At 38.1% G+C, this 15,981-nt stretch carries 19 protein-coding genes and 1 pseudogene; all 20 read right to left on the bottom strand.

What is annotated here, in order from left to right; genetic code table 11:
* Positions 1-82 precede the first annotated feature (82 nt).
* On the bottom strand, positions 83-829 hold the full coding sequence (locus H7T92_RS08875) for a DeoR/GlpR family DNA-binding transcription regulator (protein WP_201037582.1): 747 nt from the start codon (positions 827-829) through the stop codon (positions 83-85).
* Positions 830-1,298: 469 nt separating this feature from the next.
* The gene (locus H7T92_RS08870; RefSeq protein ID WP_201037581.1) at positions 1,299-2,093 is read right to left on the bottom strand and encodes a hypothetical protein; all 795 of its coding nucleotides are present in this window, start codon (positions 2,091-2,093) and stop codon (positions 1,299-1,301) included.
* Between the two features lie 11 nt (positions 2,094-2,104).
* Positions 2,105-2,839, bottom strand: a pseudogene (locus H7T92_RS08865) (SH3 domain-containing protein); the annotation flags it as partial.
* Positions 2,840-2,860: 21 nt separating this feature from the next.
* Positions 2,861-3,190 carry a phage holin gene (locus tag H7T92_RS08860; protein ID WP_201037580.1) on the bottom strand — a complete coding sequence of 110 codons (330 nt, stop codon included), beginning with the start codon at positions 3,188-3,190 and terminating at the stop codon, positions 2,861-2,863.
* Positions 3,187-3,639, bottom strand: coding sequence for a phage holin family protein (locus H7T92_RS08855; protein ID WP_201037579.1), 453 nt, complete (start codon positions 3,637-3,639; stop codon positions 3,187-3,189). The genes H7T92_RS08860 and H7T92_RS08855 overlap by 4 nt, the downstream gene beginning before the upstream one ends.
* An 18-nt stretch (positions 3,640-3,657) precedes the next feature.
* Positions 3,658-4,320, bottom strand: a complete 663-nt coding sequence (locus tag H7T92_RS08850) for a hypothetical protein (protein ID WP_201037578.1) — start codon at positions 4,318-4,320, stop codon at positions 3,658-3,660.
* Positions 4,320-4,541 carry a hypothetical protein gene (locus H7T92_RS08845; RefSeq protein WP_201037577.1) on the bottom strand — a complete coding sequence of 74 codons (222 nt, stop codon included), beginning with the start codon at positions 4,539-4,541 and terminating at the stop codon, positions 4,320-4,322. The genes H7T92_RS08850 and H7T92_RS08845 overlap by 1 nt, the downstream gene beginning before the upstream one ends.
* A gap of 13 nt (positions 4,542-4,554) precedes the next feature.
* Complete coding sequence (locus H7T92_RS08840) at positions 4,555-8,118, bottom strand: phage tail spike protein (RefSeq protein WP_201037576.1); 3,564 nt, start codon at positions 8,116-8,118, stop codon at positions 4,555-4,557.
* Positions 8,115-8,819 carry a phage tail protein gene (locus tag H7T92_RS08835; protein WP_201037575.1) on the bottom strand — a complete coding sequence of 235 codons (705 nt, stop codon included), beginning with the start codon at positions 8,817-8,819 and terminating at the stop codon, positions 8,115-8,117. Before H7T92_RS08835 ends, H7T92_RS08840 begins: the two co-directional genes overlap by 4 nt.
* Positions 8,819-11,767, bottom strand: a complete 2,949-nt coding sequence (locus H7T92_RS08830; protein WP_201037574.1) for a phage tail family protein — start codon at positions 11,765-11,767, stop codon at positions 8,819-8,821. The genes H7T92_RS08835 and H7T92_RS08830 overlap by 1 nt, the downstream gene beginning before the upstream one ends.
* Positions 11,767-12,141, bottom strand: coding sequence for a DUF5361 domain-containing protein (locus H7T92_RS08825; protein ID WP_201037573.1), 375 nt, complete (start codon positions 12,139-12,141; stop codon positions 11,767-11,769). Before H7T92_RS08825 ends, H7T92_RS08830 begins: the two co-directional genes overlap by 1 nt.
* Positions 12,142-12,155: 14 nt before the next feature.
* Positions 12,156-12,425, bottom strand: a complete 270-nt coding sequence (locus H7T92_RS08820) for a hypothetical protein (protein ID WP_201037572.1) — start codon at positions 12,423-12,425, stop codon at positions 12,156-12,158.
* A gap of 3 nt (positions 12,426-12,428) precedes the next feature.
* Positions 12,429-13,007, bottom strand: coding sequence for a phage tail tube protein (locus H7T92_RS08815; RefSeq protein ID WP_201037571.1), 579 nt, complete (start codon positions 13,005-13,007; stop codon positions 12,429-12,431).
* A 15-nt stretch (positions 13,008-13,022) separates the two neighbouring features.
* Positions 13,023-13,358, bottom strand: a complete 336-nt coding sequence (locus H7T92_RS08810) for a hypothetical protein (protein WP_195227218.1) — start codon at positions 13,356-13,358, stop codon at positions 13,023-13,025.
* The gene (locus tag H7T92_RS08805) at positions 13,359-13,595 is read right to left on the bottom strand and encodes a hypothetical protein (protein ID WP_070659706.1); all 237 of its coding nucleotides are present in this window, start codon (positions 13,593-13,595) and stop codon (positions 13,359-13,361) included.
* Positions 13,588-13,926: a hypothetical protein gene (locus tag H7T92_RS08800; RefSeq protein WP_201037570.1), complete on the bottom strand. Its 339-nt coding sequence runs from the start codon at positions 13,924-13,926 to the stop codon at positions 13,588-13,590. The genes H7T92_RS08805 and H7T92_RS08800 overlap by 8 nt, the downstream gene beginning before the upstream one ends.
* Positions 13,913-14,308 (bottom strand): phage Gp19/Gp15/Gp42 family protein, encoded by a 396-nt coding sequence (locus tag H7T92_RS08795; protein WP_070659709.1) that lies wholly within the window; start codon positions 14,306-14,308, stop codon positions 13,913-13,915. The genes H7T92_RS08800 and H7T92_RS08795 overlap by 14 nt, the downstream gene beginning before the upstream one ends.
* Positions 14,309-14,313: 5 nt before the next feature.
* Positions 14,314-14,556 carry a HeH/LEM domain-containing protein gene (locus H7T92_RS08790; protein ID WP_201037569.1) on the bottom strand — a complete coding sequence of 81 codons (243 nt, stop codon included), beginning with the start codon at positions 14,554-14,556 and terminating at the stop codon, positions 14,314-14,316.
* Between the two features lie 3 nt (positions 14,557-14,559).
* Positions 14,560-15,456: a phage major capsid family protein gene (locus H7T92_RS08785; protein WP_201037568.1), complete on the bottom strand. Its 897-nt coding sequence runs from the start codon at positions 15,454-15,456 to the stop codon at positions 14,560-14,562.
* Between the two features lie 14 nt (positions 15,457-15,470).
* Complete coding sequence (locus H7T92_RS08780) at positions 15,471-15,932, bottom strand: capsid assembly scaffolding protein Gp46 family protein (RefSeq protein ID WP_201037567.1); 462 nt, start codon at positions 15,930-15,932, stop codon at positions 15,471-15,473.
* Between the last annotated feature and the right edge of the window lie 49 nt (positions 15,933-15,981).

The raw sequence follows: 15,981 nt of genomic DNA, 5'->3' as shown, positions 1-15,981 counted from the left end.
GTAGAGCCCACTCAACCACTGCGTCTTGCTCGACAATCCAAAGACAATTGAGAGGCTAGGACTTTTGTCCCAGCCTCTCATTTTATATGATTTTCGTATACAATCCGTATTTGTCTTTGATCTTCTTTGGGATGCTATCATCAGTAATAATGGCATTCAGATCTTCCACTCGATAGAAACTATAGAAAGAATAGCTATCAAACTTACTGTTATCGGCAACCACATATTTCTCAATTGCATTGTTTAGAATAATGGCATTACCATTTCCTTCTTCTTCATTGGCTGTGGAAACATGATGCCCATCGATGCCATTGACCCCGATGAAAGCTTTAGAAACCTTGATTTCTTTCAAGAGTTTATTGGCAAATTGACCGACAAAAGTTTGTGTCTTCACCCGGTAGCGACCACCAACTAAGATCAAGTCATAATTTGGAAAATCCTTTAGCTTTTCAAAAATGGGGAGGGAATTGGTGACGATACTGATTTCCTTTCCTTCTAAATAGTCGCCGATAAAATCTGTTGTCGTACCAGACCCAATAAAGACGGTATCCCCATTTTCGATCAACTCTGCACATTTTTTTGCAATGGTTCGTTTCTCATCAATATTGATGAGATTTTTCTCACTGTGAGAAGCCTCTAACAAGCTATCTTTTACTTTTTTGTGGGCTCCACCATGTACACGAACTAAAAGACCTTGTTTTTCAAGATCGATCAGATCGCGACGAATGGTCATGTCTGTCACCCCAAAGAGTTCCTTGAGTTCTTTGACTGATACCACACTTTTTCGATCCAGTTCCTGAAGAATTTCAACATGTCTGCTATCTTTCATGGTACTACTTCCATTCCTACTATATTTGTCTCTATTATACTACATTTTTCAAAAAACACAAATTCAAACATTATATTAACAGGAGTAAACATGATATTTTTAAATAAATAAAAGAAAAAAGCCTTCTGATAAATCAGAAAGCTTTAATTTTGCTATTTCTAGCTTCCTCACCTTTGGATCAAGGCTCGGGACAAAAAGGTTTAGAAAACCTTTTTATTTTGCGATTGGGTAAACAGAAACTTGTTTAATGACCACTATCTAACATTTTGAGAAATAGCCTTAAAACCCTAGATAATTCAACCTTTTACGGTTAAATCAATCTGAAAAAAATGCGATGTTTATAAAAACTGGGTATCATTTTGGGTATCAATACCTCTGAAAACACGATATCTTATTTGCTGTTATAACAGACATTTTAAAAAATGTCTATTGTAATGGAAATATCAAACTACTTTATAGTTTTAGAAGATTACTCTTTACTTTCTAAAGCCTGTACCCTTGATACCAGATTGTTGAATTCAGCCTTAGTTGTATACCAGGTCTCAACATGATGGTTGGTAATATATGGATCATCTCCATTTTTTAACTTGGTCTCTATTAACGAATCAAGGCCCAATTCAAGGTGCTTTGTCTTGATGTTAGAGGTTATTTGTGCTTGAAGGGTTGCGTAAGTTGGGAATAAGGTGTAAGCCGTTTCGGTTTTTAGGTAAGGAACGAGATCTATAGTCTCTGTTTGTCCCCTGCTCTCAAGGTTAGCAATTCTACTTTCAAGAGGGGCAATATCAATAATCTGGCCTTGTGTCTTATCCTTTAATTCTCTTATTTCACTCTTTAAAGTGCTGTCATCATAAGCAACAAAATTAATACGCTTTAGATAGTCTTCAACAGCTTTTTTGATGTCAAGCTGTGCCATTTCAATATCTTCTAAGTTATTGAAATGTTCTGTTGATTGTGTGACTTCCAGTCTTACAGATTGATCACTAGGAAATACATACTCTCCACATTGTACTTCTACTAGGTAAATACCAGCAGGTAAGATTTTTCCAATATTAAAACTAACCTTTGAATTTTCTACGGTTGCATTGATTACCAACTTACCTTTTTGGTTTGCTATCTTAATTGAAGCATTTTGGCCATCCAGATTAGTGATTTTATTATACTTGTAATCAAGTAACTCATATTCAAAAGTGGAGGAGAAGTCCCCTTGTTTAACAACTTCTCCCCCTTTTATCCGATTAAGATTAGTTGAATTTGATCTAATCATTCAAATCCTCCTTATTCTAAATCCCCCCACAAGCTGATACGGTTACCCTCTTCATCTGTCTGTCCGATTGCCATGTAATTACGGTTACCTGACTCACCAATGTATGAGATCCAACGATAGCCATTTGCCGATCCTTTATAGTCATATTGGACTTTTTCGTTAGCATCATAGACAGCCACAATCTCACTATTTAGGCTTGGCCCACGGCGAACATTGATGGCAGCATCTCCAACAATGAATGTCCCATTTTCTGGGATAAGTTCCATTTCATCATTTTTAGGAGTTTCACTAAGCGGTTGGAAGTTTTCGCTAAGCGGAGTATCTGAGTATGGAAGATAGAACCATCCCTGCACATTTTCAAATCCACGACTATTAAAACGTGCAGGTCCACCCACAATAAGAGCATCAAGATTGCCATCGATATTTTGCTCAACAGTTCTCATGCTGTAACCATCTGAATCTTCAATTACTGCTCCACAATGACCAAAGTTGACACCGCCAAACCAAGCATCCATTGTGAAGAATGCACCAGCTTTAGGATTCTTATCTGTAGGCATACGATGCACTTCTAATCCTGCTTGCTCTGCTGAGTCAAGCAATTCGGAAGCATTACCCCATAGATCAATGCCAAAAAAAGTTTTTGCAGGATATGTGAGCAGATCAGCGCATTGAGTTCCTGCAAAACCATCCTTATCTACACCCATTCCAGAATTTGCTAAATCAATAATAAATTGAATAATTTCTTGTCTTGTTGCCATAAGAATACCTCACTTTTTCCATTCTTCGTTAGCTTTTTTTACAGCTGCCTCAAGAAAAGTATTAAGTTCTTCGTTTGTCAGATAAATATTTTGAGATTCTAACCCATTAATCAAGCAGCCTTTTGCATGCTCGAGTTTCTCAGCTCCATGAATTCCTAATGTTCCCGACACTTGCTCAGTAGCATTTACCGCATTTTTTGCCAGGATTTCCACTACTTCCAATGCCTTTTTACCACCACGAGTAAGAAGATACTCTTTGAGTGATTTAACAGCGATTCCGACGAAAGCGACAAAAATAGCCATTAGTGAATTAACTACGATTCCTGTGATTTGATTCATTTTTTCTTTGCTCCTTTTTTTAACTTCTTAGGTTCTTCCAAACCTTCTTTTAAGAGAAATTTTTCACGATCAACATTTCTCTTGATGTATTGATCGATAAAGGGAATTTCTACCCCTAATGCTGATAGACTAGCAAGAATACTAGAACCGTAAGCTGCCATCATCGAGATGATAAATGCATCAATAACAGGCGCTAGATTCATGTATAACGTGAAGGGATAACCGATTGCCACAATCAAGATCATAGCTGTGTGACTAACTAGGCCCTTCCTCCATTTTCTACTGGAAAATTCATGGTATGCCCATGCTCTAGATACACCTAGAATGATATCTAGAGCAACGATAGCCATCAAGAGAAAAACAATTATATGCTCGTCAATTCCATGATCGTAAAAATCACGAACTACCTCGATAATTCCAAAAATACCATCTGGTTCTTCTTGATACATCAATCACACTCCTATCAATTAAGATTCGGGCTGTGCTACTGGTTGAGTTTCAAGATTATTAGAAGGGTTTAATTCCTTTGGGATTTCCCATTTCCAGACTTCTAATTTTCCATTTTTACGAGGTCCTTTCTCAAGTTCTTCAAGTGTTTCGCCGTTATAGGTAAATTCCTCATTGACCTGAATCATGACTAATTTGCCTTCTTTAAATCGTGGAGTATAGCCTGGGTTTTCGATAACAAAGATATCGTAAGGTTGATAGACCTTTCCTTTTTGAGCTACATCAACCAATTCAAGCCCACGAGCGAATAATGTAGGATCAATTGGATGATCGGTATTGGTGACAGCGACTAACACAGCCCAATCAGCTACATTTTTGATGTTCTTAATTTGGACTGCTTTATCTTCATTATCTTTTGTAAGTGCTTGGATTTTAGCAATAGCCTCATTGTTTGCTTCCACTGACTTATCAAGCTCTTTTTTGATTGCGACTACAGCACCTGAAGTATCAAGTTCCATCCGTACAATGTTTAACACCGCTTCGACTAGCGCAGAATCTTCCTCTGCCATGCGGTTGTTTGGCAAAACTTCTTCGAATACCCGATAAGGGTGATCTTGTTTGATTGCTACTTTAGTAGCATTCAAAACTGGGTCAAATGATTTAAATTGTAATTTATAATCCATTAGTTTGTTACCTCATTTTTATTTTTGATTTCGTTGAATAGGTCCATCAAATCTTTATCTGATTCGAGGACGGTACGATATACCTCCAGCTCTTGTGTGAGCTGATCCAGTTTTTCTTGTAGGTAAGTACATCGAGCCTTAAACTCAATCTCTCCGAGTGTTTTGTCCCCCAATTGCTTGTTTAATTCAGCAATCATAGCTAGTAAAATATTTTCGTTCATGTTAATTTCCTTTCTATTTAAAGCCATATTTATTGATGAGATTTGATTTTATATGATTTTGAACAGCTCCATTCTTTAGGTCCCAACCATAACGAGCGAGAACACCAAAACAAGTCAAGATATCCCATAGATAGCCTCCTACATTTTGTGATCCTTTTCCAATAAATAGATCATCAATATAAGCTTTGCTAAAATGTTTATCGCCACGCCCTAAATTATGTTTAACGCCTTTTTCATTCATTGGAATCAAATAGCTATTTCCATCTTTAGTATTATTGTGAATAATCCAAGGACTTCTATACTGACCATTTGCATAGAATATGATTCGATCACCAACAAGTTCGTACAAAGATTCTTTTACATCATTCTTCGCTCCTGACCACAAGCGCATCCCAGCAAATGTTGCATTTTCTGTATTTTCAGTTTTGTCTTGATTTGTTCCTATGACGATTCTGGCAGCCTTATTGTCTCTTAGATACTCGCCAATAAGACCAACTTGGTTAAATTTGATAAATTGTGAGGAGCTTGTATCGTCAATCCTTCGAATTGTACCAGTATTTGAAAATAGATTTAGTGTACCATTGTCTAAGTCAAAGACAGTTGAACCGTTATTAGCACTTAATCGTCCACCTTGAACTCTTTCGGCAGCAATCTTGATAGAATTCAGCTCGGTAATAAATGCTTTTTGCGATGTCAATTCCCTGATAAACGCTTGATTTGATACAAGCTTGTTGATCATTGCTGAATCAACAAGCAACTTATCTGCCGTTACTGCGTTGGAAGCAAGGATTTGAGTTGTTACTGATCCAGATTCAAAGTTTCCTGTTTTCAGTTTGTCAACCATTGCAGATTTAATAACTGCGTTATCAATTTGAGTTTCCCCTGTGATATGAGTTAGTTTGCCGACAAAACGGTTGTTTCCATCTGCGCCTAAATTGATACCACTGATGATATCTCCTGCGCTATTAAGGTTTTTTATTGCGTATGAGCCTGCAAGTTGTGTGACTTGTGTCCGTGTAGCCTCCGCTGTGGCTTGGGCCTGTCTAGCTTGTTCAGCGACTTGGATTGCCTTCTGTTGAGCGTCTAGCGCTGTTTGTTTGGCTGTTTGAGACGAATTCTCCGCTTGTCTAGCTAGTGTTTTTGCGTCCTCGGCCTTTTCTTGAGCTGTTTGAGAGAGCCCACTCGCTTGATCCGCTCTTGCTTGTGCTCCGATTGCGAGCTGTTTAGCTTCTGACGTCTTATTGTCAACTTCGGCAACTTTGGAATAAAGGCGTGTTCCAAGGGCTTTCGTTTCTGCAAATGCGTCATCAAATTGACTTGGTTTGTATGGCCCTGTGTTAGATCCACGAACCAAAATAGGCTCTTTGAACTCTATCCAGCCATTTTTAGCTAAGTAGATGTAAAATGGGTAGTTTGCGTCCTCGCCAAAAGCAAAATCTTCTTGAACTGTAAAAGTCTTCTGAAATTCTTGCCACTCATTAAGAGGCGGTCTATTCTTGCCAATATCAGAAGATAAGAGGATTTTATTTAATCCGTGATTTTTAATATTGAAAGCAAAAGAACTATCTGGATATTCCCTAATACGATACTTAAACCCAAGCGTGTAAGTTTCGCCATGATATATTTTTTTAACGTAAATAGGAAGACTAAATCCTGACCAGTTATAACCAGTAAGGCCTTGTGCTTTGATCGTAAAAATGCCATTACTGACTGATACACTTGCTTTTGGATTGTTATTCCCAACAAGCGTATTGGTTGACATCGTCATGGAATTAACAATCAAGTTGTTATCATCTGTAACGTATTTACCTACTTCTGTTTGAAATATCTCACTAGACATAACAAGCCGTGATAGTTTGTTTGGTGCACCTTCTTCTGTTGTACCTAAAATGCGTTCAAACATTTTAGTAGATTCTCTGACTGCATTATAATTTGTAACTTGCACTTCGATTTGACGTGTGTTGGCAGCCACTTGAGAGTTGATATTTGCAAGATCCCGATTTGTTTCTTCTAAGTTTCTATTAGTCCGATCGATTCGATTGTTTGTTTGGTCAACTTCCCGATTAGTCGAAAGCAATTCATTGTTGACTTGTCCAATCCGTTGATTCGTTTGGCCGATCTTTTGGTTTACTTGACCTTCGACTTCAACAAGTTTTTTTGTTACTTGGCCGGAAATTTTGTTAAAAATTTCGGTGCCGTTGTCCATCTCTGAGAAAGTCCGATTGATTTTGTCACTTAAATCTTTACTTTTTAAGATCTCGTCTTTAAGTTTTGCCGATATGCTTTCCATGCTTGGGAATGTGCCGGCTTTGCTCAATGCCTCCTCTGCTTTTGCATTGGCTTTTGCAATTTCAGAATCAGTTAGTTGCTTAGATTCTAATATTTTTTGTGCAACAATCCCGTTTATTTCCTGCTTAACTACTTCCGCTTGTGCTTTCGCTTGCTCAATTCCATCGGTAACCTTATTTTCAATCTCTTTAGCACGTTTCTCATATTCTTCATTAGCGTTATCAACTAATTTTTGAACCTTAGCCTCATATTCAGCATCATGACTAGCAATTTTCTCTTTGACTACATCGTCAACGATTTTGCCAATCGCACCACCTAGCGAACGTGAGATTTTGCCAAATCCAATCTTCTTCAACTTTTTAGACATTGGACTGTAGTTATAGCTGGTAATCTTTTTGCGAATATCAATATTATAGAGTTCATAAAAGATTGATACTGTATCAAATAGTTTTACTGGTTGATCGGCATGACCCACCACATCGATCTCTAAGCTCTCATCTGGCAAATCGCAAAGACTTGACTGAAAGTATTTCTTACCATACTCTTTTAAATCCTCAATGGTTTTAACATCTTGATCTTGGACATCCATGTCATCCTCGTAGATATGCTTATATTTATCTACAAGTGGACTGTCTACAGTAGCCTCAAGGATTTTGTCCTTCTCTCCTTCTCCAGATGCGGTAATGACCTTACGAAAATGAATTCTTGTCTTAAGCGATTTAGTAGTTGTGGATTCTTTGTACTCAGAAAGGTTTTTCTTGTACATAAAAAGAGATTGATTCTCAATCCCTCCATTTTTTAACAATCTCACTGAGTATTTATCTCTGACTAAATCACCACCCCACTGACCAATAATTGAGTGCTGACCTTTTAGTAGTGCATCAATTACTGATACATTCTCTATGTTCAAAGTATGTAATTCAGAGATATCAGAAAAGAAAGTAAAAGGGCATTCTCTCTTTAACCCTTCTACTAGCTTGTTCATCACAGTAAAACCATTCGCCCGATCTACATTGATCTTGCGGATACTATGCCCGTTTAGCAACGTTGCTACTTGATTGGCATATACTGTGATATATCCATGACCCTTTTGGATGTCAATGATTACAAATTCTTGTTCTCCTGACAAATCATCTGCTAACAAATGAACTTCGTTTTGTAGCAGGCTCCATTTTTCATCACTAACAGGATACTTGAAGGTGAGTTGATAAGTATTATTTTCTTGCTGGCTGATATCATCATCCGTACACAAATTAAGAGGAATATTACCCTCTTTTAAATAAATCAAATGATATACCTCCAATTTCCTTGAATTTTGATTTTGGAAACATTACCAGATGTAGTTACACCTATAACTCCTTTAGGCAGTTCAAAAAAAGGACCTCTTGTTCTCAAGGTGTTCTTGAGTTGCCCATTCAATGTATAAACATTTTGTTTCCGCTGCCTACAATCAATTTTAGCCCCACCTGGTAGGTTTAATACCATTGTCTGGTTGCCAATCGTTAGAGTTACTTCTCCTTGCCCTTCAACTGTAATAACCGGTTCCGAGTAAATTGTACCTGGATTAGTGATTGTCCCACGTCCTGATAGTACAACTTCTTGGACATTTTTTAAATATCTAAAAGGATGTTGATACACCTTGACACTTACAATCCAGTTATTTTGTCCATGAAGCGAGATTTCTGATTCAAGTAAATCTGCATAGTAAATGCTACCAGGCTGATAACTAAATTCCAATACATTGTCTTGCTTCTGGAATGCGTTAATAATAGCTTGAGCATCTTCATATCGCTTAACAAATAACTTCAAAGTACGCTCATATCCATCATAAGCACCATCTTCAATGTTATACTGGCCATTCATTCCAAATAGTTTTTTCTGCTCATCATATCGAGGGATAGCACCTTTAATATCTCCAAAATCAGTCACCACACTATCTGATATAGTGTTTGTGTTAAAAGTATTGATAATCAGATAATTTACTGCCATTAGATCCCCTCTCTAGCCATGATTCGTCCTTGACGTTGATAGGCATTGATGGCTAATTTTTCTCCATCTAAGTAAGTATTAGAGTCTTTGTTTGATATCTTCTCAAGCCAAGTATCTAAACTTGATCTCAGAATCATCATCTCAGACACCATTCTAGACTCAGTTGTGTCATATTTAGCGTTAGGCATCTGCAATGTGGATGTGATATCTTTACTGAAAGCTGCTCCTGATCCAAAATCAAAATCATCACCTGTAAATGCATTTGAAATCCATCCAGCTACTCCACCAACAGTTCTTTGCACATCTTTAAAACTATTTTGTAAAGAAGCATCAAATCCTCCCATGATAGCTTTACCAGCAGGTATTAATAACTTGCGGTCATAAGAAATAGGACCTTTGTGTTTACGGATCCAGTCTGCAATACCACCGATAAAATTCTTAACACCATTATACGCACTTTTCAATCCCCCTAAGAAGCCATCAAGAATAGCTTTACCAGCATCCCAAAGATTGATATTTGCTAGGCCAGAGAAAAATCCTTTAATACCTGAACAAAGGTCTTTAACTCCGTTTTTCATGGTATCCCATGCTTTTTGTGCGCCAGTGACAATTCCATCGAAAATACTTCCAAGACCAGATTTGATGCCTTCCCACATGCCGATTGCTGTAGATTTGATGCCTTCCCATAATCCTGACATGAAAGATTTGAAACCTTCCCAAAGGGCTTTTGCGCTAGCTATGAAAGCATCTATAATGCCAAGAATAGCTTCACATATTGCATTCCACATGGCTTCCGCTGTTGCCTTTATAGAATCCCAGATTCCAGACAAGAATGTCTTAAGCCCTTCGAAAGCACCAGTGAAGTATCCTATGATTGTAGAAATAATCCCACTAAAATAAGTACAGATACCATCCCAAATCATTGATACGGCAGATTTGATACCTTCCCAAATCAATCCTAGATCTTCACCCATTTTTGTAAAGTCTAAAGTTACCAAATCAATGATAAATAGTACCGCCCCCATTACAATACTCTTTATGAATTCCCAGGCCCCACTGAAAATCATTTTAATGCCTTCGAAAATCTGACCTAGACCATCTTTCATTCCATTCCAAATTGACATAAAAACATCAATAAAAGGCTGGACAATGGCCATTACTGTTTCTGTAATTGTAGTCCATGCAGCTGTAGCAGTACTAGAAATACCTCCCCACAAAGCAACAAAGAATTCTACTATTCCATTCCAAGCATTTTTTATTCCTTCGATAACACTATTCCAGACTTCTACAGCCCCATTCCAAAGGTTTATTGCTCCTTCTGATATTGTTGTCCATAAACCTGAAAAGAACTCTACAAGACCATTCCACAAGCCTACTACAAAATCAACGAAAGCACTCCAAATCTGCTTACCCGTTTCTGTTTGGGTAAAAAACCAGACTAATGCACCTACAACAGCAGTAATAGCGACTACTAATGCTCCGAGTGGGTTAGCAGCAATTGCAGCGTTAAAAGCTAAAACTGCGCCTTTAACTGCTAAAAGTGCTGATTTGAAACCTGTGATAATAGATTGAATAGTTGTAATTGCTTTAAATGCCAAAAAACCTGCTAAGGCTCCGGCTAGAGCAGATTTAACAATATCCATAACTGTTTTATTCTCACGCATCCACTTTGTAAAATCTTTTACCTTACCTGATGCATCAGCTAAAACTTTAGTAATGGCTTCAAAAGCTGAGGCTACTCCTCCAACACTATCTTTACTTTTAGCAAGTCCAAAAAGGTCACTGATGAACTCTCCGACAATCCCGGCAACGTTACTAATAACAGCACCAATATTTTCAAACATGGTACGGATATTATCACCAATGTTCACAATACTACTAGCTGTTTTCTCGTTTATTCCTAGCTTCTTTAAAAAATCTATATTATCTTTCTTACTCAATGATCCGAAAATCATATCATAGATAGTGCTGACCACTCCTCCTACTTTATCAAAAACATCATAAAGATCATTCATAATGCTTTCTCCAATGTAGTCTCCGAAAAGCATGTGCATAAGCTCACCGAGTGCACCAGCTAAAACCTGTGGGATCCCTTTTAACACATTCCATACCATTGGAATAAGATTACCTACAAGGAATGTTTTAACCGTTTCAAAAAGTTGATGCAATGAAGGCATAATATCTTCACCAAGAGCTAATTTCCCTAAGACATTTTGAGCTGCTGCTTTCATGGATGCGAATGATCCACTAAAAGTAGTCGCAGCCTCTTTAGCAGTTGTCCCGGTAATGTCTAGATTCTCTTGGATAGCGTGGATAGCTTGGTACACGTCAGATAGGTTATTGATGTCATACTTAACACCAGTCAATTTTTGTGCGTCAGCTAGTAAGCGTTGCATTTCTGTTTTTGTACCACCGTATCCTAGCTTAAGATTGTCTAGCATTGTATAGTTTTGCTTTGCGAATCCTTGGTAAGCATCTTGAATACGGTCCATAGATGTCCCCATCTTATTGCTATTGTCTGCCATATCGACCATAGCCATGTTAGCAACATCCGCCGCCTTCCGAGTGTCACCGCCTAAAGATTGAAGGAGACTGGCGCTAAAGCCTGTTACATTCTCCATGTAGGCATTGGCTGAAAGTCCTGTAGTTTTGTAAGCCTCGTTAGCATACTTTTTAACTGTGTCAGCAGAACCTTTAAATAATGTTTCAATCCCTCCTAATGACTGTTGAAGATTGGCCCCTTCTGTCAATGATGCAGAAAAGAATTTACCTATTCCGGCGGCTGCTATTGCTTTTTTTGCGACACTTAGCATCTTAGAACTCAAAGATTCTCCTGCTTCCTGCCCTGCTTGAGGTATTTCAGAGCCAAGCTCTTTCTTAATCATATCCTTGATTCCACGAGCTGATGGCATAATTTGGATGTATGCTTGACCTAATTCTGTCGCCATTAACTACCACCTCCAATCTTTTCTAACAATTTACTTCTGTATTCTTCAAATTCCTCTCCAGATGAAAATACCATCTGTTCCTTTTCCTTCTCAACCTTGATAAGACTATCAACCATTGAAGCCGGACGGTTTTTACCCTGCTGTCCATCTTTGGTTTTCATCCATACAAGCATAGATAGTCGATCCAACATACTTGCCTGGATTAATAGATCAGTTGGTACATTCTGCCCTGACATTGCAACTTTTATCCTTGAATCATCACGCAGACCAAATGAAAAAACAGCTACCTGATATGCAGGTAGCTGTCTGTAATCATAAATGCGATACGTCTCAGCTAAATCACAAATCAAAGCATCTTCATCAGTTTTGATCATTCTGGAAAGGGTTACTATTTTTTTACATTCTGTGACTCGAAGATGTCCCGTACTTCATCCATCAACTTCTGAGTTGGTACCATTCCATCTTCACCACGGACGTGATTTTTCAACGCTGCCACTTGATCACCAAGCAACAATTTAAGCAATCGAGGTAGCACAAGAGGGTTTTCATCAATTTCAGCAATAGTTTCTACCACCTCATAGTTCTCCATCCGTTCCATACTGATATCGAATGGAAAACCTGTTTTAGTAGTCCCTTTAAATGATTTAGTTTCTGACATGTATTAAGCTCCTTTGATGTATTCGTAGTGAGTATTGCTTTCTCCATCTGGAAATGCTGTAAGAGTTGTTTGGTATCCGACTGTCTCAGCGTCTTTGTAAGAGATAGTTCCGATACCCGTTACTTTTCCTTCAGGAATAACAATACGTTTCATAGTACCATCTTTCAATACCATATCTACCACAACGCAATGGCTAGTTAATTCTGTTGAATTAGCCTTGATAGTGATACCTGTTTTAAGATCCCCAGTTACATTATCCGCACCGTACACTTCCTTAAGAACATTGACGTTCAATGCCTCGATTAATGTATAAGTGAATGTATCGGGTTTTTCTGTTTGTGAGGAGTGTACGATATCACCACCCCATGCCTTAACGTTTTCAGATTCAGGGCTATTTTCGTTTTCTAAGCCATCCTCTGAGATATATCCTAGAGATAGAAATTTAGCATTTAAGGCGGTTGTAGCATCTGTTGGTAGAGGAGTTCCCTTAGGTGCTGAATAGATTGCACCCCCAATTTTAGGTTTTGCTGTCGTCACTAATGATGACGATGTTGTTTGAGTAGTTTGAGTTTCTGATCCCATTCCATTCTCCATTTCTTAAAAATAATTTATATCAAATACCGCTTGATAACGATATTTTTTAGTTTCTGTGTCTGTGAAATTGTAATCACTGTTTAGATGGATTCCACTGATCTCATTCAGTTCAACCATGTTTTCGATAACTTGTTTTAGTTTCTCATTCAATTCAGCAGCTTTCTGCATGCTTGTTGAATAACTCTGAAAAGCAAAGGTTGCAGTCTTTGCGTGGTTCTTCTTGGCTCCCCTAGTCTTTTCAAGGATTACAAACTCTTGTGGCATGTTTGTTTCATGCTCAAAAAAAGACGGTACCGATAAATGACCGTCAAGATATTTCTTGATAACAATTTCAATCATTTAATTCACCGCCTTCAAAAGAGTATTGTTTTTCATATTGTCCTTCTTAGCTTTATAGGTCTTTGCACTAACCATTGCATTAGCACGATTTTTACCTACATGAATATCTTTTACATATCCATCACCGCATCTAGCTTGAATATCAGATGCATATTGAGAAAGGATACTCTGCATAGGGGCAGATTTCATTAATTCAGCCACTCCTGCACGATTGAGTTTAAACTTAATATCACTCATAGCGTTCTACCATCACCTTCTTGTTCCAAGCTAAAGGAAGCATCTCCTCAATCCCTTCAAGAGGAAATCCAAAAGTTTTCCATCTCTTACCGAAAAATAAAACTTCTTTATCTTTCCAATCATGAAGATCACCTTTTGGTATTGCTAGAGTATACTCTGCTTTCCGTCCAGTTAGATTTATCTGGCTTGTGATATCATCCGTTGAAGATGGAGATATAAGGACATTATCCACCAAAGTTTCAACTTCCTCAAAAATGGGACGACCAAAGTCATCCCTTCCTTTCTCAACGGTTTCTATAAGAGTGATCGTAATACCTTTAATTCGTCCCATAAAGATCAATCACCCCATATCTTTGCTTTTTGAAGCCTAACCTTTTCAGTTCAGACTCTTTGATAAACAAACCACCACCAGGCACCAAATAAGAGCCACTAAAAGAATATCCCATAGCAGACTCAGCCATTTGTGTCATTGGCTCCTGATCGGTTGATGTCATTAATGTACGAGCAACCACATCCACCGTAACAGATTTCACAACACTTTGATAAGACGGGCTGTCAAGCACCATCTTATCTAAATCTTTGCTGACTTTCTTAGCTTCTTCACGAAGAGAATCTGACACTATTTTCAACAGCGCCTCTGCTCTCTTCCGTTCATCGAATTTTAAAGAACGCCACAAAGTTTCAAGGTCTTCTACTGTTGCAAATGTTGTCATTTTATTTACCCTTCATGTTGTTCTAAAAGAGCAAGCAAGTCAACCTTCTTAGCTCCTTTATCGTATTTAACACCCAACTCATCTAGGCGGGTTTTAATTTGGGAGACAGTCAGGTCTCCCTGACTATCTGTCGCTTCTTCTTGGGAATCCACATTTTTTTCAACTTGATCAGCTGGAACCCAATCGCCTCCACTAATTGCATTTTCAGTAACAATAGTGGCCCCTGTTTTTACATTAATGTATTCCATATACTACCCCGCTTTCACAACACGAGCAAAACTATTGTTGTCCAAGATTCCCCATCCTAGGTAAATTTCAGCACGAAGATATACTTGGTTATAACCTTTCAAGTCTTTGCCAGAATTGTCTGGATCACCATATCGAATAACTTCAAGTGGGATTTGCTTAGCATATCCCCATTTCACCATGTTTGCGAAATCGCCAACAATAGCAACATCTTTGTTTGTCCCAACATTAAGTCCAACTGTTGTATTTACATCTACAGGTAAACCATTAATAGCACCTGGATTTGCTCCCCATGCCAATTCTGGATAAAGGCGCTCATTAGCTGCATTCTTCATGCTAGCAAGTGCACTTGCAAATGTAGTATCCATTGCCATACCGCTAACGATATTATCAGCTCCTTGAATCATTTTCACTGCATCTTCAACATTTGCATCTGGATTGCTATCCGTGAAATTAACAGTTTGGGTAACAGCTTTATCAAAGCAGTTATTACCAATTACTGTAGACTCTTGTTTAGTACGTGGATTGACCCCATGAAAAGCCATAATATCAATACCACGAGCTACTTTATTAGCGAATCCTTCATTAAATGATTTCAACATGTCGATTTTGGCTTCTTCTGATGCATAAATGAATTCATCAGATACACGAGCGCCATACTCAATTTTAATAGGCACAATAGTTACAGGTTCCAGACTTGCGCCACCATGTGTTTTCTTCCCGTTTTCTGCAACGATATCTACATCAGAATCTAATGAGAATGTAAATTCCTTTAATCCATTAAACGGAATAGCTTGCTGATTAGACAATTTAGCCAATGAACTGTGACCTTTAACTTTGTTGATGAGGTCCGTCACAAGCATTGGGTCAAATAATGTACCTTTTGATAGTTGATCTGTCATATAATATTACTCCTTTATTCTTCAAAAACTAAACCTTGTACTAGGTTTTTATAAGATGTGTCTTCATTTTTTTCTAGAGCAGGCTCTAGGTTCCGCATTGGTGCGACATGTCCAATGGGTTTAATGAATGATGCCAAACGCTCCGCATCTGCTGTTAAACTTTCTTCATCGGCACCTTGCAAGCGATCAGCCAAGTCATAAGGTAATCCATTTTGCAAAGCAATCCGAGTTCGCAGATTAGCTGTCTCATAACCAGCAATTTGCTTCTGCATTTCTTCAAGCTGCTTGTCTGAATCATCCTTACTTTGCTTATTAGCTTCAATAGTTGACTTCAAGCTAATATTTTCTTCTTCCAATTCGGTAACACGAGATTTGAGCTGGTCATAGTCTCCGTATTTCTCTTTCTCACGAGATAAGCGGGCCTTAATAGCAACATCAAATTCTTCTTGTGTAGTAATTGGTTTAAATTCTGACATTCTCATGTCTCCTTTCTCCTGCTTTCCCGGCAGTTCGGTAATTTTATCA

The organism is Streptococcus parasanguinis (assembly GCF_016648855.1).
GTDB classification, from domain to species: Bacteria; Bacillota; Bacilli; order Lactobacillales; family Streptococcaceae; genus Streptococcus; species Streptococcus parasanguinis_L.
The sequence above is the reverse complement of the archived record's forward strand: the minus strand, read 5'-3'. Positions and strand labels throughout refer to the sequence as shown.

Bases quoted from the DNA above. Each gene is read 5' to 3' on its own strand.
- H7T92_RS08875 (WP_201037582.1), bottom strand. From the start codon at position 829: ATGAAAGATAGCAGACATGTTGAAATTCTTCAGGAACTGGATCGAAAA.
- H7T92_RS08870 (WP_201037581.1), bottom strand. From the start codon at position 2,093: ATGATTAGATCAAATTCAACTAATCTTAATCGGATAAAAGGGGGAGAA.
- H7T92_RS08860 (WP_201037580.1), bottom strand. From the start codon at position 3,190: ATGAATCAAATCACAGGAATCGTAGTTAATTCACTAATGGCTATTTTT.
- H7T92_RS08855 (WP_201037579.1), bottom strand. From the start codon at position 3,639: ATGTATCAAGAAGAACCAGATGGTATTTTTGGAATTATCGAGGTAGTT.
- H7T92_RS08850 (WP_201037578.1), bottom strand. From the start codon at position 4,320: ATGGATTATAAATTACAATTTAAATCATTTGACCCAGTTTTGAATGCT.
- H7T92_RS08845 (WP_201037577.1), bottom strand. From the start codon at position 4,541: ATGAACGAAAATATTTTACTAGCTATGATTGCTGAATTAAACAAGCAA.
- H7T92_RS08835 (WP_201037575.1), bottom strand. From the start codon at position 8,819: ATGGCAGTAAATTATCTGATTATCAATACTTTTAACACAAACACTATA.
- H7T92_RS08830 (WP_201037574.1), bottom strand. From the start codon at position 11,767: ATGGCGACAGAATTAGGTCAAGCATACATCCAAATTATGCCATCAGCT.
- H7T92_RS08825 (WP_201037573.1), bottom strand. From the start codon at position 12,141: ATGATCAAAACTGATGAAGATGCTTTGATTTGTGATTTAGCTGAGACG.
- H7T92_RS08820 (WP_201037572.1), bottom strand. From the start codon at position 12,425: ATGTCAGAAACTAAATCATTTAAAGGGACTACTAAAACAGGTTTTCCA.
- H7T92_RS08815 (WP_201037571.1), bottom strand. From the start codon at position 13,007: ATGGGATCAGAAACTCAAACTACTCAAACAACATCGTCATCATTAGTG.
- H7T92_RS08810 (WP_195227218.1), bottom strand. From the start codon at position 13,358: ATGATTGAAATTGTTATCAAGAAATATCTTGACGGTCATTTATCGGTA.
- H7T92_RS08805 (WP_070659706.1), bottom strand. From the start codon at position 13,595: ATGAGTGATATTAAGTTTAAACTCAATCGTGCAGGAGTGGCTGAATTA.
- H7T92_RS08800 (WP_201037570.1), bottom strand. From the start codon at position 13,926: ATGGGACGAATTAAAGGTATTACGATCACTCTTATAGAAACCGTTGAG.
- H7T92_RS08795 (WP_070659709.1), bottom strand. From the start codon at position 14,308: ATGACAACATTTGCAACAGTAGAAGACCTTGAAACTTTGTGGCGTTCT.
- H7T92_RS08790 (WP_201037569.1), bottom strand. From the start codon at position 14,556: ATGGAATACATTAATGTAAAAACAGGGGCCACTATTGTTACTGAAAAT.
- H7T92_RS08785 (WP_201037568.1), bottom strand. From the start codon at position 15,456: ATGACAGATCAACTATCAAAAGGTACATTATTTGACCCAATGCTTGTG.
- H7T92_RS08780 (WP_201037567.1), bottom strand. From the start codon at position 15,932: ATGTCAGAATTTAAACCAATTACTACACAAGAAGAATTTGATGTTGCT.